Below are 15892 nucleotides of genomic sequence, written 5' to 3'. Positions count from 1 at the left end.
CGGCGGCGCCCTCAGCCGGGGAAGCGGCCGGTGCTGCGCAGCGCCCAGCGGCGCTCCGCGTAGGCCAGGTCGTCGCGCCACAGCCGGCCCGCGGTGCGGCGCACCAGCGGCCGCAGGGCCGGGGCCAGCGCCCGGGCCATGGCGAAGCCCCGGCGCCCGGAACACGCGACGACCGCCTCCACCACCGCCGTGCGCGGCGCGGGGGAGGCGGGCGCGGTCAGCGGGGTCGCGTGGGTCTCCACCACCGACCCCGCCCCCTCGCCCTCGACGATGCGCATGACCACCGTGCGCGGCCCGGGGGCGGTGAAGACCGCGCGCACCGGCACCACCAGCCGCCCGGCGACCCGGAACGACACGTTCACCGCGAACCGGTCCTCCCCGGTGCCGTCCGGCACCTCCCGCACCGTCAGGTCCGCGAACGAGTAGGGGTGGAACCAGGAGCCGTGCCACGGATCCAGCCGGTTGGCCACCACGTCCTCGGGCTCGCAGCGGCCCCGCCCCGTGTACACCGACGCCAGCGCCCCCCGCAGATCGGGCCGCTCCACCGCCACCGGCCGCTCGGCGGGCTCCTCGCCCCCCACCGCGTCCAACCGCACCCAGGCCAGCACCCCGTCCTCGTACGCCGGGAAGGGCTCCCACCCGGCCGTCGGGCCGCCGTCCAGGGCCAGCCCGTGCCAGCGGCAGACCAGCGTGCCGCACACCACCCGGCCGTCCGCCAGCGGCGCGCCCAGGTGCGGGCAGACCCCCGGCCCGGCCCGCAGCACGCCCGCGGCGTCCCGCCACAGCACCACCTCCGTGCCGCCCACCAGCCGCCCGCACGGCCGACCACCGGCGGCGACCTCCCCGGCCGCGCCGACGGCGAACCAGTTCCCGGAGGGCCGGGCCCCCGCCCGCTCCAGCGCGGCGGCGATCAGCGCGGGCCTCGCCTCCCGCCACGACGGCTCCTGCCGCGCCCACTCCGGCCCCCGGCGCAGCCGCAGCGGCGGCCTCCAGCGGCGCGGGGCGCTCACCGCCCCGCCTCCCGGTCCGCCCGCCGACGGCGCGGGCGCCCGGGCGGGGCACCGCTGCGCCCCGGGGGCCGCACCCAGGCCGCCGCGACGCGGACCAGCCCCGACGCCGCGACGGCCGCCCTCCGGCGCACCGGCACCACCGCCCGCCGGTGCAGCACCCGGTAGCCGCCCCCGGCGATCGCGTCGAGGATGCCGCCGTACAGCAGGAACGCCGTCCGGATGCAGGGCCGCACCCGGGGCTCCAGCATCGCGATGCCCGGCTCGGCCTCCCGGTAGACGCCGCGGGTCAGCGCGGCGGCGGTCACCAGCGCGGCCCGGATGCGGGCGTCGTCCCGGCCCGTGCGGCGGCTCCACTCCAGCAGCGGCCGGTCCACCCCGTGGGCCGCGAGCAGGTCGGCCGGCAGGTACACCCGGCCGCGGTCCAGGTCCTCGCCCACGTCGCGCAGGAAGTTGGTCAACTGGAACGCCACCCCGAGGGCGGCCGCGTACGGCTCGGCCTCGGCGCGGCACGTCACCGTGCCCAGGACGGGCAGCATCTGCAGGCCGATCACCGCCGCCGAACCGTGCATGTAACCGCACAGGTCCCGGTAGGTCGGGTAGTCGGTGACGGTGAGGTCGGCGCGCATCGCGGCCATGAAGTCGGTGAACAGCACCGGGTCGATGCCGTACCGCCCCGCGGTGTCCGCGACCGCCCGCACCACCGGCTCGTCCGCGTCGCCGCGCCGCAGGCCCTCGGCCAGGTCCTGCTCCAGCACCTCCAGCAGCCGGTCGCGCTCGGCGGGCGTCTCGCGGCGGTCCAGCCCGTCGACGATGTCGTCCGCCCACCGGGCGAAACCGTACAGCGCGTGGACCGCGCTCCGGCGCTCCGGCGGCAGCAGCCGGGTCGCCAGGAAGTAGGTGCGCCCGTGCCGGGCGTTGAGCTCGCGGCAGGCGGTGTACGCCGTCCGCAGGCCGGGGTCGGTGATCCCCGCGGCGTCCAGTTCACGGACCGTCATGCAGCACTCCTGCGGTCGGGGGCGGGGCCGGCGTCGCGCCGGTGCCGGGCGGAGGGGGGCAGGCCGCGGACGCACGGCGACGCGCGCGGGCCGGACGCGCCGCACCGGTGATCCGGGCGGCGGCGAGCTTCCCGCTGATCAGGACGGTCGGGACACCGACCCCGGGCGTGGTGCCGCACCCGGCCAGCACCACGTTCTCCAGGCCCCGCACCAGGTTGCGCGGCCGGAACGGACCCGTCTGCGCGAAGGTGTGGGCCGCGGAGAACGGCGTGCCGGCCGCGTGCCCCAGGGCGGTCCAGTCCGCCGGGGTCACCAGGCACTCCTCCTCCACCGCCGCACCGATCCCGGTCAACCCGCGCCGCTCCAGGGTGTCGAGCAGGTGGTCGCGGTAGCCGGGCGCCAGGTCGCCCCAGGCGGCGGCGTCCGGACCGATGACGGTGTTGGGCACCGGGGCCAGCACGTAGTGGGTGTGCCGCCCGGCCGGGGCCGCCGACGGGTCCGTGCCGGTCGGCCGGGTGACCAGCAGCGAGGGGTCCGTCATCAGGCGCCCGGTGCGGGTCAGTTCGTCGAACGTCCGCTCCCAGGCCCGGCCGAACGACAGGGTGTGGTGGGCGAGCTCCGGCCACGTCCGGTCGGTCCCCAGGTGCAGGACGACCGCCGACGGCGAGAACCGCAACGGCACCGCCCGCCGCGGCGCCCGCCCCAGCAGCCGGTACGCCACCGGCAGGTCGGGCGTCAGGACGACCGCGTCGCAGGCGATCCGCTCGCGGTCCGTGACCACGGCCGTGACCCTCCCCCCGCTCCGCTCCAGGCCCACCACGGTGCTCCCGTAGCGGAACGCGGCCCCCGCCGCCCCGGCGGCGGCGGCCATCGCCCGGGGCAGCGCGTGCATGCCGCCGCGGGGGAACCACACCCCGGCCACCGTGTCCATGTAGGCGATGACCGCGTAGGCGGCCAGCGCCCGGGCCGGGGCCACCCCCGCGTACAGGGACTGGAACGAGAAGACCCGCTGCAGCCGCTCGTCGCGCAGGTGGCGCCCGATCCGCGGCGCGAGCCGACCGAACCCGCCGAGCGCGGCCAGCCGCACCAGGTCCGGGTTGAGCAGCTGCCACGGCGAGTCGAAGTTGGTGTCGATGAAGCGCCGCATCTGCGCCCGGTGGAGCCGGACGAGCCAGCGGCGCAGCTCCCGGTACCCCGCGGCCTCCCGCGCCCCGGCGAAGCGCGCCACCTCGGCCTCCATCGCCTGCGCGTCGGTGTGCACGTCCAGCGTGCTGCCGTCGGCGAACCGGGCCCGGTAGGCGGGGTGCAGCGGCAGCAGGTCCACGTGCGTGCGCAGCGAGGTGCCGACCGCCGCGAACGCCTCGTCGGCCAGGTCGGGCATGGTCAGCACGGTCGGCCCGGTGTCGAAGAGGTACCCGCCGCGCCGGATCCGCCCCGCCCGCCCGCCGGGCTCCTCGTCCCGCTCGACGACCGTCACCCGCCGACCCGCGCCGAGCAGGTGGCAGGCGGCGGACAGCCCGGCCAGACCCGCTCCGACGACGACCACGTGGTCGGACGGCGGCACGGCGCGCCTCACCGCGTCGCCCCCGCGCCGCCCGCCCCGGCGGGCGGCAGCCCGGCGGCCGCCCGCAGCAGGTCGGCCAGCCGCCCGGCGCCGGGGCCCGTCGGGCGCGCCCGCTCCAGGTGCTCCGCGCTGCGCGCGGAGAGCCGTTCGATGCGGGACCGCACCGCGGCCACCGCCCCCGTCCCGACCAGCACCTCCCTGACCTCCGCCAACCCGCCGTCGTCCAGGTCCGGGTCGCCCAGGCACCGTTCCAGCACGCTCGACGAGGCCCGGTCGCCGCGGGCCGCCGCCCGGGCGTGCGCCACCGTGACCAGGTACGTCGGCTTGCCCGCCCGGACGTCCTCGCCGCAGGGCTTGCCGATCCGCGCGGGATCCCCGAAGACTCCGTCGAGGTCGTCCTTGAGCTGGAAGGCGATTCCCGCGCAGCGGCCCGCGCGGCGTAGTTCCGCCACCTGCCCGGGGTCCGCCCCGGCCAGCACGGCGCCCAGGTGCACGGGCCGCTCCACCGAGTACATCGCGCTCTTCAGCCGGGCGGTCCGGACCGCCCGGCCCGGCGAACGCGACCGGGTCACCTGGCCGTGCACGTCCGCGTACTGACCGGCCACCAGCTCCGTCCGCAGGTCCGACCAGACCTCCCGCACCAGCGCCCCCGCCCGGGGCCGCAGCTCCGTCTGCGCGGCGGCCGCCAGGTCGTCCGCCCAGGCGAGGGCCAGGTCCCCGGCGAGGACGCCCGCGGCCGCGCCGAGGTCCGCGGCGCCCCGCCCGCCCGCGCCGGGCGCGTACTGGGCGGCCACGTCCAGGTGCAGGGCCGGGCGGCCCCGGCGCGTCGCCGATCCGTCCATCACGTCGTCCTGGACGAGCGCACAGGTCTGGAGCAGTTCCAGCGCCGCCGCCGTGGCCAGTGCGGCGCCGACCGGTCCGTCCCCCCGCCCGCACGCGCGCATCGCCCACCACAGGAACTGTCCCCGCGTCCGTTTGCCCCCGCTGCGGGTGAACTCCGCCACCCGGCGGGCGACGTCGACCGCGAAGGTGCCGTCGGCGGCGGCCGCCCGCGCCACCCGGTGGTCCAGGAACCGGTCGAGCACCCGGCCGACCGCGTCCGGCACGTCGTCGTCGACGCACCCGGCCGACTCCGGGCCCCACCCCGCTCCGCCGGGCGAGCCGCGTCCCTCGGCCGGGTGAGGGAGCGCACCGGGGGGACCGACCCGCCCGGGCGGGCCGACTCGGCCCTCCGCGGACGCCGACAGTGGTACGGAGAACATCGGACTCGCTTTCCCGTGGGGTTCCGGCGCGCCCCTGTGCGGGCACCCGGGGGCGCCGTGCATCAGCGGCGCAGAAGGCTCCCCTCGTCTATCCCCCTCCCGGCGCCCCAGTCGTCCGCCGCACCGCGATTCACCCCCCGGATGCACCCATGTCCCCCCGACGGGCCACCCGGGGACGGCTGCCACCCGGTCGGCCCCGTGTGGCCCGCGCCCGACCGGGCAGACGCGGCGGGGCCGGTCGACGGACCCGGCCCCCCGGTGCGGGGGAGGAAGGCGGGAGACGAGATGGCTGACGGCACGGAGGGAAGGGCCCGGCGGTACGAACGGCCGCCGGACACCGACGACGCGACGGTCGAGGCGCTCGGACTGCTGTCCGAGGCCCTGGAGACCACCCAGCGGGCCCGCGGGCGCCTGTACGACTTCCACCAGCTCACCGGCGCCGCGGACAAGGCGGTCGGCGCGGCGGTGCGCCGACTGCGGGAGGCCGGGCACGACGAGCAGGCCGACCTGGTCGAACGCGAGGTCCAGGGGGCGGACGTCCTGCCGGGCATGTGGACGTTCCAGGTCGTCGAGGCCTACGACGACGGGTACCACCGGCGCTTCACCGAGGTCGAACGGCAGGTCCGCGAGGCCCTGGTCGACGGCCGCGCCCACATCGCCGAAGCCGAGATGAAGCAGCGCCGTGAAACGACCTGACGATACGTCCCCCACGGCACCGGCGGGCAGCGGGAGCGGCTCGCCCCTGGCGGGCCGGGTCGCCGTCGTGACCGGTGCCGCGCGCGGCCTGGGCGCGGCCCTGGCCGCCGAACTCTCGCAGCGGGGCGCGACCGTCGCGCTGCTCGGGCTCAACGGGCGGGCGCTGGAACGCGTCTCCCGCTCCCTGCCCGGGCCCAGCGGCTGCTGGGAGGCCGACGTCACCGACGACGGGGCGATGGACCGCGCCGCCGCCGGGGTGCGGGAGGAACTGGGCACGCCGTCGGTGCTCGTCGCCAACGCCGGGGTGGCCGAGGGCGGGCCGTTCGCCGACTCCGACCCCGCCACCTGGCGGCGGGTGGTGGAGGTGAACCTGACCGGCAGCGCGACCAGCGCCCGCGCCTTCCTGCCCGACCTGCTCGCCACCCGCGGCTACCTCCTGCAGATCGCCTCCCTGGCGGCGATGGGGACCTCGCCCATGATGAGCGCGTACTGCGCCTCCAAGGCGGGCGTCGAAGCCTTCGCGCACGCCCTGCAGGCCGAACTCGCCCACCGGCACGTCGGGGTCGGCATCGCCTACCTGAACTGGATCGACACCGACATGGTCCGCGACGCCGACCGGCACACCGTCCTGCGGGAACTGCGCACGCACATGCCCCGCCCCGCCCGCAAGGTGTACCCGCCGCGCACCGTGGCGGCCAGGCTGGTGCGGGCCGTCGAACGGCGCTCCCCGGCCGTCTACGTCCCCGGCTGGCTGCGCGCCGTCCAGCCCGTCCGCGCCGCCCTGCCGCCGCTGGTCACCCGGCTGTCCCGCACCGAGGTGCCGCGCATCGCCGCCCACCACCCCTTCCGCCCCACCGGCCTGCTCGGCGCCGGCGGCCGGGACGCCGTCACCCGCGACGGGCCGGAGCGGGCGCGGTAGCCGGTTACCGTGGACGGTGTGAACGAGCAGCGAGCATGGCGCGTCGCGGTGGACCGGGGACTCGTCGTCCAGCCGGTCTGCCACCACCTCGACCCGGTCCGGGACGTCCCCGCCCCTCCGGCCGCCGGCTGTGAGGACTGCCTGCGGGAGGGCAGCACCTGGGTGCACCTGCGGGAGTGTCTGAGCTGCGGGCACGTCGGCTGCTGCGACAGCTCCCCCCGGCAGCACGCCCACCGGCACGCCCACGCCCAGGAGGGCCACCCCGTCGCCCGGTCCCTCGAACCCGGCGAGAACTGGGCCTGGTGCTACACCGACGAACTCTTCCTGCTCCCCGCCTGACGGCACCGGCCGAGCGCCCCGCCCCCCGCGGAACGCGCCCGTCCGCGAAGTCACTCCATCGGTGACACCGGCACTTGTCATCCGATAGATGACGCGCTAGAAAGGTGTCAGGTGAAGCGCACCGGCAACCACTCGACCAGTGGAGGTGTTTCGCGATGCTGCTGCGCACCGATCCGTTCCGTGACCTGGACCGTCTGGCCCAGCAGTTCCTGGGCGGCACGGGGACCTGGTCCCGCCCGACCCCGATGCCGCTGGACGCGTACCGGGCCGGCGACGAGTACGTGATCTGCTTCGACCTGCCGGGGGTGGACCCGGAGGCGATCGACATCGACGTCGAGCGGAACGTCCTGACCGTCAAGGCCGAGCGCCGCCCGCGCCAGCAGGGCGAGGACGTGCAGTGGGAGCTGTCCGAGCGGCCGCTGGGCGTCTTCTCCCGGCAGGTCGTGCTCGCCGACACCCTCGACCCGGACGGCATCACCGCCGACTACGACGAGGGCGTGCTGACCCTGCGCATCCCGGTCGCCGAGAAGGCCAAGCCCCGCAAGGTCGCGATCGGCCACAGCGGGAGCCGCAAGCAGATCTCGGCCTGACCCGCCCCGAAGCCGTTCCGCGCCGCCCCGATCCCTCCCCCTCGATGCCAGGGGCGGCCGGAACACCCCCGACCGCCGGGCCCCGGCCCGGCACCTGTCGCGCCCGTCCGTCGGAACGGTAGGGAGAACGGCGATGACCCTTCGATGGGAGGCGTTCCTGGAGGAGGTCCGGGAGCGCGGCGAGTACGACACCCCGCAGGAGGCCGAGCGGGCCGCCCGGGTCGTCCTGGCCCTGCTCGGCGCCCACCTGGTCGGTGACGTCCGCACGGAACTGGCCGCCCGGCTGCCGGAGACCATGGCCCTGGTCCTGCTCAACCCCCTGCAGGCCGCCGAGCCGCTCAGCCCGGAGCGCTTCGTGCGCGCGACCGCGGCCTGGATCGAGGGGGCCACCGACGCCACGGCCCTGTGGGACGTCGGCGCCGTCCTGTCCACGGTGGCCGACGCCGCCGGCGACGACCTCACCGGGCGCGTCCTGCTCCAACTGCCGCCCGGCTACGACCTGCTGTTCGGCCGCCCGACCGCAGGCGAACGACCCTGACCACCCTCGTACGCCGCCACCCGCGGGCGGCCGGTCCCGGAAGGCCCTCCATGGTCATGACCCGCTACCACCACCTCCTCCGGCACGTCCGCCACCTCGGCCGCTACCCCACCGACGCGGAAGCCGAACGGGTCCTCGAGGCCGTCCTGGCCCTCCTCGGCGCCCAGCTCACCGGTGACGAACGCTGCGACCTGGCCGCCCGCCTGCCCGGACGGGCCCGTGCCGTCCTCGCCGCCCAGCTGCCCCTGCCCCGCCCCGTCACCGCCCCCGCCTTCGTCGAGAGCCTCGCCCACGCCCTCGGCACCAGCCTCACCGCCGCCCGCTGGGACGCCTCCTCCGTCCTGGCCGCCCTCACCGACCTCACCGACGACGACGGCCTCACCGACCGCCTCCTCGACCACCTGCCACGCGGCTACGCCCTGCTGTTCGGCCGCGCGGACCTGGTCGCCGCCGCCTGACGCCGGCCTGCCCGCGACCGTCCCCCCCCCCCGCGGGCAGGGCCCGCGCCGTCCCGGGACGGTCACCGCCCCTCCCTACACTGGTGGGCATGCGACAGCGTCCCGGAGGACCGGAAGACGGTGCCGAGGGCCTGTTCGACCTGGACGAACTCCTGGCCGCCTCGGCACCGGCCGCGGAGCGGGCGGACCGTTCGTTCCGCGACGGGGAACAGGCGCGCAGGCTGCTCGACGTGACCGAGATCCACGCCGAACCCGCAGCCGCGCGCTCCTGGCGGGGCCGGCAGATCATCGCCCGCTTCCCCGGTGCGCGGATCGTCGAGACGGCCTCCCACTGGCGCATCCCCGACCTGCACGGCCACGCGGGCAACGTGGAACGCTGGGTGCGGGTCAAACGCGGCACCCTGGTCCTCGGCGAGCGCAAGTCCTTCGGCATCCGCCCCAACGGACGGTCGGCCGACTGGATCGCCCCCGCCCTCTCCAACGGCTGCGCCATGGCCTGCGCGTACTGCTACGTCCCGCGCCGCAAGGGCTTCGCCAACCCGATCACCGTCTTCACCAACGTCGAGCGCGTCCTCGCCGCCGTGGAACGGCACGTCGCCTCCACCGGCCCCAAGCGCGAGCCCAACCAGTGCGACGAGCGCGCCTGGGTCTACGACATCGGGGAGAACGGCGACTGCTCGGTCGACGACCTGATCAGCGACAACACCGCAGACCTGGTCCGGGCCTTCCGCCGCCTGCCCACCGCCAAGGCCTCCTTCGCGACCAAGTTCGTCAACCCCGACCTGCTGCGACTGGACCCCCGGGGCCGCACCCGCATCCGCTTCTCCGTGATGCCGCCCGACGACTCCAGGCACCTCGACATCCGCACCACCCCGGTCCCGGAGCGCCTCGCCGCGGCTGCCGACTTCCTGGACGCCGGCTACGAAGTGCACTTCAACCTCTCCCCGGTGGTCATCCGCCCGGGCTGGGAACGCGACTGGGGCGAACTGCTGCGCGCCATGGACGACACGCTCCCGGGACGGGTCAAGGCCCAGGCTGCCGCGGAGATCATCATGCTCACGCACAACCAGGAGCTGCACGAGGTCAACCTCGGCTGGCACCCGCGCGCCGAGGACGTCCTGTGGCGGGAGGACCTCCAGGAGCCCAAGCGCTCCCAGAACGGCAGCCGGAACGTGCGCTACCGCGCCGGTGTCAAGGCGTCCGCCGTCGAGACGCTGCGTGCGCTGATCGGCGCCCGCGCCCCGTGGCTGCGGGTGCGCTACGCCTTCTGAGCGCCTCCCGCGGCCGGGCGGCCCCCCTCCGCCGTCGTCGACCGGTCGTCAGGGAGCCTCCGGCGGACGGGCGTCGGCGGGGGAGGAGGGGGCGGCGCCCCGTCCGGCCCGGACGGCGTCCTCCAGGGCGGCGGCCAGGACGTCCAGCTCCGGGGCGAAGTCGCCGCCGACCGTGCCGGGCATCGCCGCGGCCAGCGCGCACGCCGCCACCAGCGCCAGGCGCTCGGCGCCGGTCAGCTCGGGCAGCGTCCGCGCGTCCCGGCCGTAGTGGTAGACCGGGCCGATCGCCCACGACGCGAGCAGGTGGTAGCGGCTGCCGCCGTCCAGGGCCGAGCCGTCCCCGCCCGGCACGACCGCCGCCCCGCTGGCCGCCTCCAGCGCCGCGGCCGTGCGCAGCAGCGTCCGGCCGTGGGAGCGCTCCGGCTGCCGCCCGGCCAGCGCCCGCACCCACGCCGCGGCGCGTTCCCCGGCCCCGCGCGCCCGCGCCATCGCCCGCCGCTCCTGCAGGTCCGGCTCGTACCGGAGGTCCTCGTACCGGAGGTCCGGCCCGCCCCGGCCGGCCCCGCCGTCGTCCGGGGCGAGCGCTGCGGGAGCGGGGAAGCGGCCGGTGACGACCACGCCGTAGGTGTCCATGCCCTGCCCAACCCCGTACCGGCCCTCGAGGTCACGCCGGTTCCCGAGGACGCGCGTATGCCTCCGGGGAGTCGTCCGAGCGTTCGCGCACGCACCCCGTGGGCCGAACCCGCCCACCGGCCCGGTACGGTGGGCGACGCGCACGTGACGCCCCGCGCCGGGGCCGTGACCGTGCGAGCGGCTCCCGTTCCCGACCGAGGAGTACCCATGACCCAGCCCCTTCCCGGCGCGGGCCCCTTCGCGGACGACCCGAACCGGAAGGCCCCGTCGTCGGCACCCGTCCCCCTGCCGCACGCGCCGGCCACCGGGTACCCGCCGACCGGGAGCGGGCACCGGGCGAAGTCCGCCCTGGTCCTCCTCCCGGAGCTGTACGCCTTCTGCCGCGAGCAGGTCGAGGAGGAGTTCGGCCCGGGGCCGGGCACGGTCAAGGACCACCTCCTGCACGTCCTCGGCACCGCGGTCCACCGCGCCCGCACCGGCATCGACCCGCACGTCCTCGGACAGTCCGTGGCCACGGTGCTCAGCGTGGCCACCCGCTACCGGGCGCACCACCGCTACCGGGAACTGGGAGTGGACGACCTGGTGGAGGTCAACCCCCGTCGGCGGCCCGCGCCGTGACTCCCCGGCCCGTTGCCCGAGCAGCGGCCCGGCGGCGTGGCCCGTCGGTCGCCCGCCCCGCGGTTTGGGGCCGGGTGGAGCGGGAAGCCGGTCCGGGCGGCCGCTCGGACGCGTTCGGTTCTCTCAGCGGTGGGGGTTCGCGGTGGTCCGGTCGTCGGGCGGGAGGAGACGGTGGGGGCGGGCGCTGCGGCGCACGCCGCTGACGATGTGGAACGAGGACGTCACCGACTTCGCGGCGGCCCTGACGTACTACGCGATCCTGGCGATCCTCCCGGCGCTGCTGGCCACGGTGGTGGGCTTCGCGCTGATCAGCCCGGCGGCGGCCCGGGAGGCGGCGGTGCACCTGGCGGGGGTGGTGCCGGGCCAGGCGGGGACGGAGCTCGGCGGGGTGCTGATCCAGGCGCTGGGCGGCGGCTCGACCGGTTGGACGCTGATGGCCGCGGGGACCGGCAGCGCGCTGTGGTCGTGCTGCAGCTACCTGGCGGTGTTCCGGCGGGCGCTGCATCGGATGCACGGCACCAGCGACCGGCGCTCCCCGCTGCGCAAGGCCCCGCGGATCGTGGCGACCGCGGCCGTGCTGCTGGTGCTGCTGGCCGTGAGTGCCCTGGCGCTGATCCTGAGCGGCCCGCTCGCGCAGGAGGCGGGAGAGGTGCTGCACCTGGGCGGGACGGCCCCGCTGGTGTGGTCGGTGGTGCGCTGGCCCGTGCTGCTGGTGGTGGCGGCGGCGCTGGTGCTGGTCGTCTTCCGCACCGGCCCCGAGCCGGCCTGGCGCCGGTGGGGCAGCCTGCCGGGCGGCGTCCTGGCCGCGGCGCTCTGGCTGGTCTTCTCGGCGGGCTTCGCCCTGTACACCAGTGCCTTCGGCACCTACAGCCGCCTGTACGGTTCGCTGGCGGGGACGGTGGTCTTCCTGGTCTGGCTGTGGCTGACCAACCTGGCACTGCTGGCGGGCGCGCAGTTCACGGCCGAACTGCACCGCGCCGCCGGGCACCTCGGCACCTCCCGCCCCGCCGCGGAGCCGCCCGCCACCTGCCCCTGAGCGCAGGTCCTTCGGCCGGGCCCCGCGGGCGGCCCGCGGGCCCGGCGCTCCGGGGCGGTCCGGCCCTCCGGCCGGGAGCGGCCCCGCTCAGTCGGTCCAGCGCACGACGAGGACGGCGGCCAGGGCCACCACGACGGCGACCACCCGGAAGCCGGAGTCCATCGCGGCGCTGAGGGCGGCGGCCGAGGCCCCGGAGCCGACGGCGTGGGCGCCCAGCGCGGTGCCCATCGCCGCGACACCGACGGCACTGCCCACCTCGCGGGCGGCGCCGTTGAGCCCGGAGCCCGTACCGGCCCGGTCGGCGGGCAGCGCGGCCATGATGCCGCCGGACAGCGGGGGCAGCGCCAGGCCGATGCCGGCCAGGGCGAGCGCCGGGCACAGGAGGTACAGGGCGTACGGGGTGCCGGCGCCGACGAAGGAGAAGGCGCCGAGACCGGCCACCAGCCCGGCGAAGCCGAGCGCGACCACCCGCTTCGCGCCCCAGCGCTCCACCAGCCGGCCGGAGGAGCGCGAGGCCAGCGTCATGGCGACGGCGATCGGCGCGATGGCGAAGCCCGCCAGGGCGAGGGAGTAGCCGTGGGCCAGCGTCAGGTACTGGGCGTTGACGTAGAACATCGCGAACGCCCCGGCGAAGGCCACCGCCACTCCGGCCGTCCCGGCCCGCACCGGGCGCAGCGCGAACACCCGCGGGTCCAGCAGCGGGTGCTCGCGGCGCAGCGCCACCCGGACGTACACCGCCGCTACCGCCACCGCGGCGGCGAAGGAGCCGAGCACCCAGGCGGAGGTCCAGCCGCGCTCGCGGCCCTCGATCAGGCCGTGGACCAGGGCGACGATCGCCGCGGCCAGCAGCACCGAGCCCGGCGCGTCCAGCGGGACGGCCCGCCGGGGAGTCCGGGGCGCGCACCGCGCGCAGGCCAGCAGGAGCAGCGCCCCCGCCGTGCCGAACACCAGGAACAGCCCCTGCCAGGGCAGGAGTTCGAGCACGACGCCGCCGACCACGTTGCCGAGGATGCCGCCGACGGCGAGCGACGCCGTCCAGGTCGCCACGGCCGCCGGGCGACCGGCCTGCGGGACGACCAGCACCAGCAGCCCGAGCGTGACGGGCAGGGCGAGGGCGGCGCCCACCCCGGCGACCAGCCGCCCGGCGATCAGCAGCGGCACGCTCCCGGCCCAGGCCGCGAGCAGCCCGCCGCCCGCGAACAGGCCCAGCCCCGCCAGCAGGACCCCCTTGCGCCCGAGCCGGTCGGCCAGCGCACCGCCGGGCACGAGCAGGCAGGCGAAGGCGATCAGGTACGCGTCCACGATCCACACGAGCGCGGTCGGGCCCGGGTGCAGGGCGCTGCGCGCGATCGAGGGCACCGCGAGGTTCATTGCGGCGGCCATGGCCTGCAGCGTCCCCGCGCACAGGGACATCAGGGCGACGGTGCCCCCGGCCCCCACCCGCTTCGCGCTCGTCGGCTCACCGGGCGCGGCGCGCCCGACGGACAGGTGCTCGGTCTTCATCTCGTCCCCTCCAGGTCGTGGACCTCACTGGGGGAGACGCTAGGGGCGGACCGCCATGACGACAAATGCACCCGTTGCACGAGTACAGTGCACCGGACGCAATCATCCAGCTGGGAGGGCACCCGTGGCCGCCACCACCACCCGGGACGTCGACCTGAACCTCCTCACCGCGCTCGACGTCCTGCTCGACGAGTGCTCGGTCTCCGCCGCCGCCGACCGGCTCGGCCTCTCCGCACCCGCGATGAGCCGGACGCTGGCCCGGATCCGCACCGCGTTCGACGACCCGATCCTGGTCCGCTCCGGGCAGACGATGGTGCCGACCCCGCGCGCCGAGGCGGTGCACGCGGAGGTGAAGGCCGTCCTGGAGCGCTCGCGCGCCCTGTTCGCCCGGGACCGCCCGGTGGACCCGGCCCGGCTGGAGCGGACGTTCACCGTCGTCGCCAACGACCTGCTCGCCGGGGCCCTCGCCGACCGCCTGCTGCCGCGCCTGCGCCGCAGCGCGCCGGAGGTGACCGTCGTCCTGCTCTCCGAGGGCCCCGACCCCGACGACCTGGTCCTGCGCGAGGGCAGGGCCGACCTGGAGGTCCGGGTGATCACCGCCCCGGCACCGGAGACCCGCGTCGAGCCGCTGCTGGTCGACGCGATGGCCACCGCCGTCCGGCCCGGGCACCCGCTCACCCGCGGCCCCCTCACCCCGGCCGCGCTCGCGGACGCGCTGCACGTCGTCCCCTCCCGGCGCGGGCGCCTGCGCGGGCCGCTGGACGACGCGCTGGAGGCCGTCGGGCTGCGGCGCCGGGTGGTCGCGGCGATGCCGACCTTCGCCTCCGCGCTCCAACTCGTCGCCGCCTCCGACCTGGTGAGCCAGGTCCCGGCGCGCACCGGCGCACCCCTGGTCGCCGCCCTCGGCCTGACCGCGCTGCCGATCCCGCTGCCCCTGCCGCCCATCGACATCTCCATGGGCTGGCACCCGCGCCACGACAGCGACCCGGCCCAGCGCTGGTTCCGCCACCAGGTCCGCTCCGCCCTCGCCGGCCTCGCCCCGGCGGCCGCCTGAACCGCAGCACGGCGCCCGGTCCTCGGGCGCTCGGACGCTCAGGCGGACACGGCGGCGGCCCCGGCGAACGCGTACTGGTTGGCGGGCCGGGGCAGGCCGTAGTGCTCGCGCAGCGTGGTGCCCTCGTACTCGGTGCGGAACAGGCCGCGCCCGCGCAGGATCGGCAGCACCTCCGCCACGAACACCTCCAGCCCGGACGGCAGCACCGCGGGCATCACGTTGAAGCCGTCGGCCGCGCCGTGCTCGAACCAGTGCTGGATCGTGTCGGCCACCTGCACCGGCGTGCCGGTGAAGGTGCGGTGGCCGCGGCCGCCGCCGAGCCGCCCGATCAGCTGGCGCACCGTCAGGCGCTCCCGGCGCGCCAGGTCCACGATCAGCGTGTAGCGGCTCTTGGCGCCCTCGACCTCGTCCTCGGTGGGCAGGTCCGCGGGGAGCTGCTCGTCGAAGCGCAGCCGCTCGGGCTCCACCTTCAGCACCGTCGCCAGCTGCTCGCGCGCGTACTCCGGCCTGATCAGCCGGTCCAGTTCGGCCTCCAGCTCGCGCGCCTCGGCCTCGGTGGCGCCGATCACCGGGACGATCCCGGGCAGGATCTTCACGTGCTCGGGGTCGCGTCCGGCGGCGGCCGCGCGGCGCTTGACGTCCGCGTAGAAGGCCTGGCCCTCCGCGAGGGTCGGCTGCGCGGTGAACACCGCCTCGGCCCACCGCGCGGCGAACTCCCTGCCGTCCTCCGACGACCCGGCCTGCACCAGCAGCGGGTACGCCTGCGGCGAGCGGCGCACGTTCAGCGCCCCCTCGACCCGGAAGAAGCGGCCGCGGTGGTCGACCGGGCGCACCCGGTCGGGGCTGGCGTGCACGCCCGCCTCCTTGTCCGCCACCAGCGCCCCGTCGGCCCAGCTGTCCCACAGCTTGGTGGACACCTCCAGGAACTCCGCCGCCCGCTCGTAGCGGGTGCGGTGCAGCGGCTGCCCCTCCAGGCCGAAGTTGCGGGCCGCCGCGTCACCGGCCGTGGTGACGATGTTCCAGCCCGCGCGGCCGCCGGAGAGGTGGTCGAGCGAGGCGAACCGCCGCGCCAGGTTGTACGGCTCGTTGTAGCTGGTCGAGGCGGTGGCGATCAGTCCGATCCGGCTGGTCCCGGCGGCGAGCGCGGCCAGCAGCACGGTCGGCTCCAGCTTGCCCGAGGGACGGCGGCTGGGATCGCCCCACAGCGACGGGCTGTCGGCGAGGAACACCGAGTCGAACTTCGCCTCCTCGGCGATGCGGGTCAGCCGCTGGTGGAAGGCCAGGTCCAGGTCGGCGGCGGGATCGGACTCCGGCAGCCGCCAGGAGGCTTCGTGGTGGCCGGTGTCGTGGATGAACAGGTTGAAGTGCAGCTGCTTGCCCATGGGGCGGTCCTCCGTCGGTGGATC

At 76.8% G+C, this 15892-nt stretch carries 17 protein-coding genes; 10 read left to right on the top strand and 7 right to left on the bottom strand.

Annotation, left to right across the window (positions count from 1 at the left end):
* Window positions 1-11 precede the first annotated feature (11 nt).
* From QSK52_RS18720 to QSK52_RS18705, 4 genes are read right to left on the bottom strand one after another with little or no spacing between them, the layout of a single operon-like run.
* Window positions 12-1010, bottom strand: a complete 999-nt coding sequence (locus QSK52_RS18720) for a DUF5914 domain-containing protein (RefSeq protein WP_285737223.1) — start codon at window positions 1008-1010, stop codon at window positions 12-14.
* Entirely contained in the window at window positions 1007-2005 is a 999-nt protein-coding gene (locus tag QSK52_RS18715; RefSeq protein WP_285737222.1) for a phytoene/squalene synthase family protein, read from the bottom strand. The genes QSK52_RS18720 and QSK52_RS18715 overlap by 4 nt, the downstream gene beginning before the upstream one ends.
* Window positions 1992-3581: a phytoene desaturase family protein gene (crtI, locus tag QSK52_RS18710; RefSeq protein ID WP_285737221.1), complete on the bottom strand. Its 1590-nt coding sequence runs from the start codon at window positions 3579-3581 to the stop codon at window positions 1992-1994. The genes QSK52_RS18715 and crtI overlap by 14 nt, the downstream gene beginning before the upstream one ends.
* On the bottom strand, window positions 3578-4675 hold the full coding sequence (locus QSK52_RS18705; protein ID WP_285737220.1) for a polyprenyl synthetase family protein: 1098 nt from the start codon (window positions 4673-4675) through the stop codon (window positions 3578-3580). The genes crtI and QSK52_RS18705 overlap by 4 nt, the downstream gene beginning before the upstream one ends.
* 441 nt (window positions 4676-5116) lie before the next feature.
* On the opposite strand from QSK52_RS18705, the gene QSK52_RS18700 reads away from it, so the two are divergent.
* From QSK52_RS18700 to QSK52_RS18670, 7 genes are all read left to right on the top strand, one after another.
* Window positions 5117-5527, top strand: coding sequence for a hypothetical protein (locus tag QSK52_RS18700; protein ID WP_285737219.1), 411 nt, complete (start codon window positions 5117-5119; stop codon window positions 5525-5527).
* Between the two features lie 46 nt (window positions 5528-5573).
* Window positions 5574-6446, top strand: a complete 873-nt coding sequence (locus QSK52_RS18695; protein WP_285737374.1) for an SDR family oxidoreductase — start codon at window positions 5574-5576, stop codon at window positions 6444-6446.
* A 48-nt stretch (window positions 6447-6494) separates the two neighbouring features.
* Window positions 6495-6785, top strand: a complete 291-nt coding sequence (locus tag QSK52_RS18690; protein WP_435053293.1) for a UBP-type zinc finger domain-containing protein — start codon at window positions 6495-6497, stop codon at window positions 6783-6785.
* A gap of 155 nt (window positions 6786-6940) precedes the next feature.
* Window positions 6941-7375: an Hsp20/alpha crystallin family protein gene (locus tag QSK52_RS18685; protein ID WP_285737217.1), complete on the top strand. Its 435-nt coding sequence runs from the start codon at window positions 6941-6943 to the stop codon at window positions 7373-7375.
* A gap of 133 nt (window positions 7376-7508) precedes the next feature.
* Complete coding sequence (locus QSK52_RS18680; RefSeq protein ID WP_285737216.1) at window positions 7509-7913, top strand: DUF2267 domain-containing protein; 405 nt, start codon at window positions 7509-7511, stop codon at window positions 7911-7913.
* Window positions 7914-7969: 56 nt separating this feature from the next.
* Window positions 7970-8371, top strand: coding sequence for a DUF2267 domain-containing protein (locus QSK52_RS18675; RefSeq protein WP_285737215.1), 402 nt, complete (start codon window positions 7970-7972; stop codon window positions 8369-8371).
* 89 nt (window positions 8372-8460) lie between these two features.
* Complete coding sequence (locus QSK52_RS18670) at window positions 8461-9642, top strand: spore photoproduct lyase family protein (protein ID WP_285737214.1); 1182 nt, start codon at window positions 8461-8463, stop codon at window positions 9640-9642.
* 48 nt (window positions 9643-9690) lie between these two features.
* Here QSK52_RS18670 and QSK52_RS18665 read toward each other — a convergent pair whose 3' ends face one another.
* Window positions 9691-10275, bottom strand: a complete 585-nt coding sequence (locus tag QSK52_RS18665; RefSeq protein ID WP_285737213.1) for a hypothetical protein — start codon at window positions 10273-10275, stop codon at window positions 9691-9693.
* A gap of 207 nt (window positions 10276-10482) precedes the next feature.
* On the opposite strand from QSK52_RS18665, the gene QSK52_RS18660 reads away from it, so the two are divergent.
* Window positions 10483-10893: a hypothetical protein gene (locus tag QSK52_RS18660; protein WP_285737212.1), complete on the top strand. Its 411-nt coding sequence runs from the start codon at window positions 10483-10485 to the stop codon at window positions 10891-10893.
* Window positions 10894-11098: 205 nt separating this feature from the next.
* Window positions 11099-11929 carry a YihY/virulence factor BrkB family protein gene (locus QSK52_RS18655; RefSeq protein WP_285737211.1) on the top strand — a complete coding sequence of 277 codons (831 nt, stop codon included), beginning with the start codon at window positions 11099-11101 and terminating at the stop codon, window positions 11927-11929.
* Window positions 11930-12016: 87 nt separating this feature from the next.
* On the opposite strand, the gene QSK52_RS18650 is transcribed toward QSK52_RS18655, so the two are convergent.
* Window positions 12017-13432, bottom strand: coding sequence for an MFS transporter (locus QSK52_RS18650; protein WP_285737210.1), 1416 nt, complete (start codon window positions 13430-13432; stop codon window positions 12017-12019).
* A 124-nt stretch (window positions 13433-13556) separates the two neighbouring features.
* Here QSK52_RS18650 and QSK52_RS18645 point away from each other — a divergent pair, with 124 nt between their 5' ends.
* Complete coding sequence (locus tag QSK52_RS18645; RefSeq protein ID WP_285737209.1) at window positions 13557-14486, top strand: LysR family transcriptional regulator; 930 nt, start codon at window positions 13557-13559, stop codon at window positions 14484-14486.
* Window positions 14487-14524: 38 nt separating this feature from the next.
* Here the strand turns inward: QSK52_RS18645 and QSK52_RS18640 are convergent, their stop codons facing one another.
* Complete coding sequence (locus tag QSK52_RS18640) at window positions 14525-15868, bottom strand: LLM class flavin-dependent oxidoreductase (RefSeq protein ID WP_285737208.1); 1344 nt, start codon at window positions 15866-15868, stop codon at window positions 14525-14527.
* Window positions 15869-15892 lie beyond the last annotated feature (24 nt).

It is taken from the genome of Kitasatospora phosalacinea, from assembly GCF_030268885.1.
GTDB classification, from domain to species: domain Bacteria; phylum Actinomycetota; class Actinomycetes; order Streptomycetales; family Streptomycetaceae; genus Kitasatospora; species Kitasatospora phosalacinea_C.
This window is presented reverse-complemented; position numbering and strand designations above follow the sequence as displayed.

Bases quoted from the DNA above. Each gene is read 5' to 3' on its own strand.
- QSK52_RS18715 (WP_285737222.1), bottom strand. From the start codon at position 2,005: ATGACGGTCCGTGAACTGGACGCCGCGGGGATCACCGACCCCGGCCTG.
- QSK52_RS18700 (WP_285737219.1), top strand. From the start codon at position 5,117: ATGGCTGACGGCACGGAGGGAAGGGCCCGGCGGTACGAACGGCCGCCG.
- QSK52_RS18685 (WP_285737217.1), top strand. From the start codon at position 6,941: ATGCTGCTGCGCACCGATCCGTTCCGTGACCTGGACCGTCTGGCCCAG.
- QSK52_RS18680 (WP_285737216.1), top strand. From the start codon at position 7,509: ATGACCCTTCGATGGGAGGCGTTCCTGGAGGAGGTCCGGGAGCGCGGC.
- QSK52_RS18675 (WP_285737215.1), top strand. From the start codon at position 7,970: ATGACCCGCTACCACCACCTCCTCCGGCACGTCCGCCACCTCGGCCGC.
- QSK52_RS18670 (WP_285737214.1), top strand. From the start codon at position 8,461: ATGCGACAGCGTCCCGGAGGACCGGAAGACGGTGCCGAGGGCCTGTTC.
- QSK52_RS18665 (WP_285737213.1), bottom strand. From the start codon at position 10,275: ATGGACACCTACGGCGTGGTCGTCACCGGCCGCTTCCCCGCTCCCGCA.
- QSK52_RS18660 (WP_285737212.1), top strand. From the start codon at position 10,483: ATGACCCAGCCCCTTCCCGGCGCGGGCCCCTTCGCGGACGACCCGAAC.
- QSK52_RS18655 (WP_285737211.1), top strand. From the start codon at position 11,099: ATGTGGAACGAGGACGTCACCGACTTCGCGGCGGCCCTGACGTACTAC.
- QSK52_RS18650 (WP_285737210.1), bottom strand. From the start codon at position 13,432: ATGAAGACCGAGCACCTGTCCGTCGGGCGCGCCGCGCCCGGTGAGCCG.
- QSK52_RS18640 (WP_285737208.1), bottom strand. From the start codon at position 15,868: ATGGGCAAGCAGCTGCACTTCAACCTGTTCATCCACGACACCGGCCAC.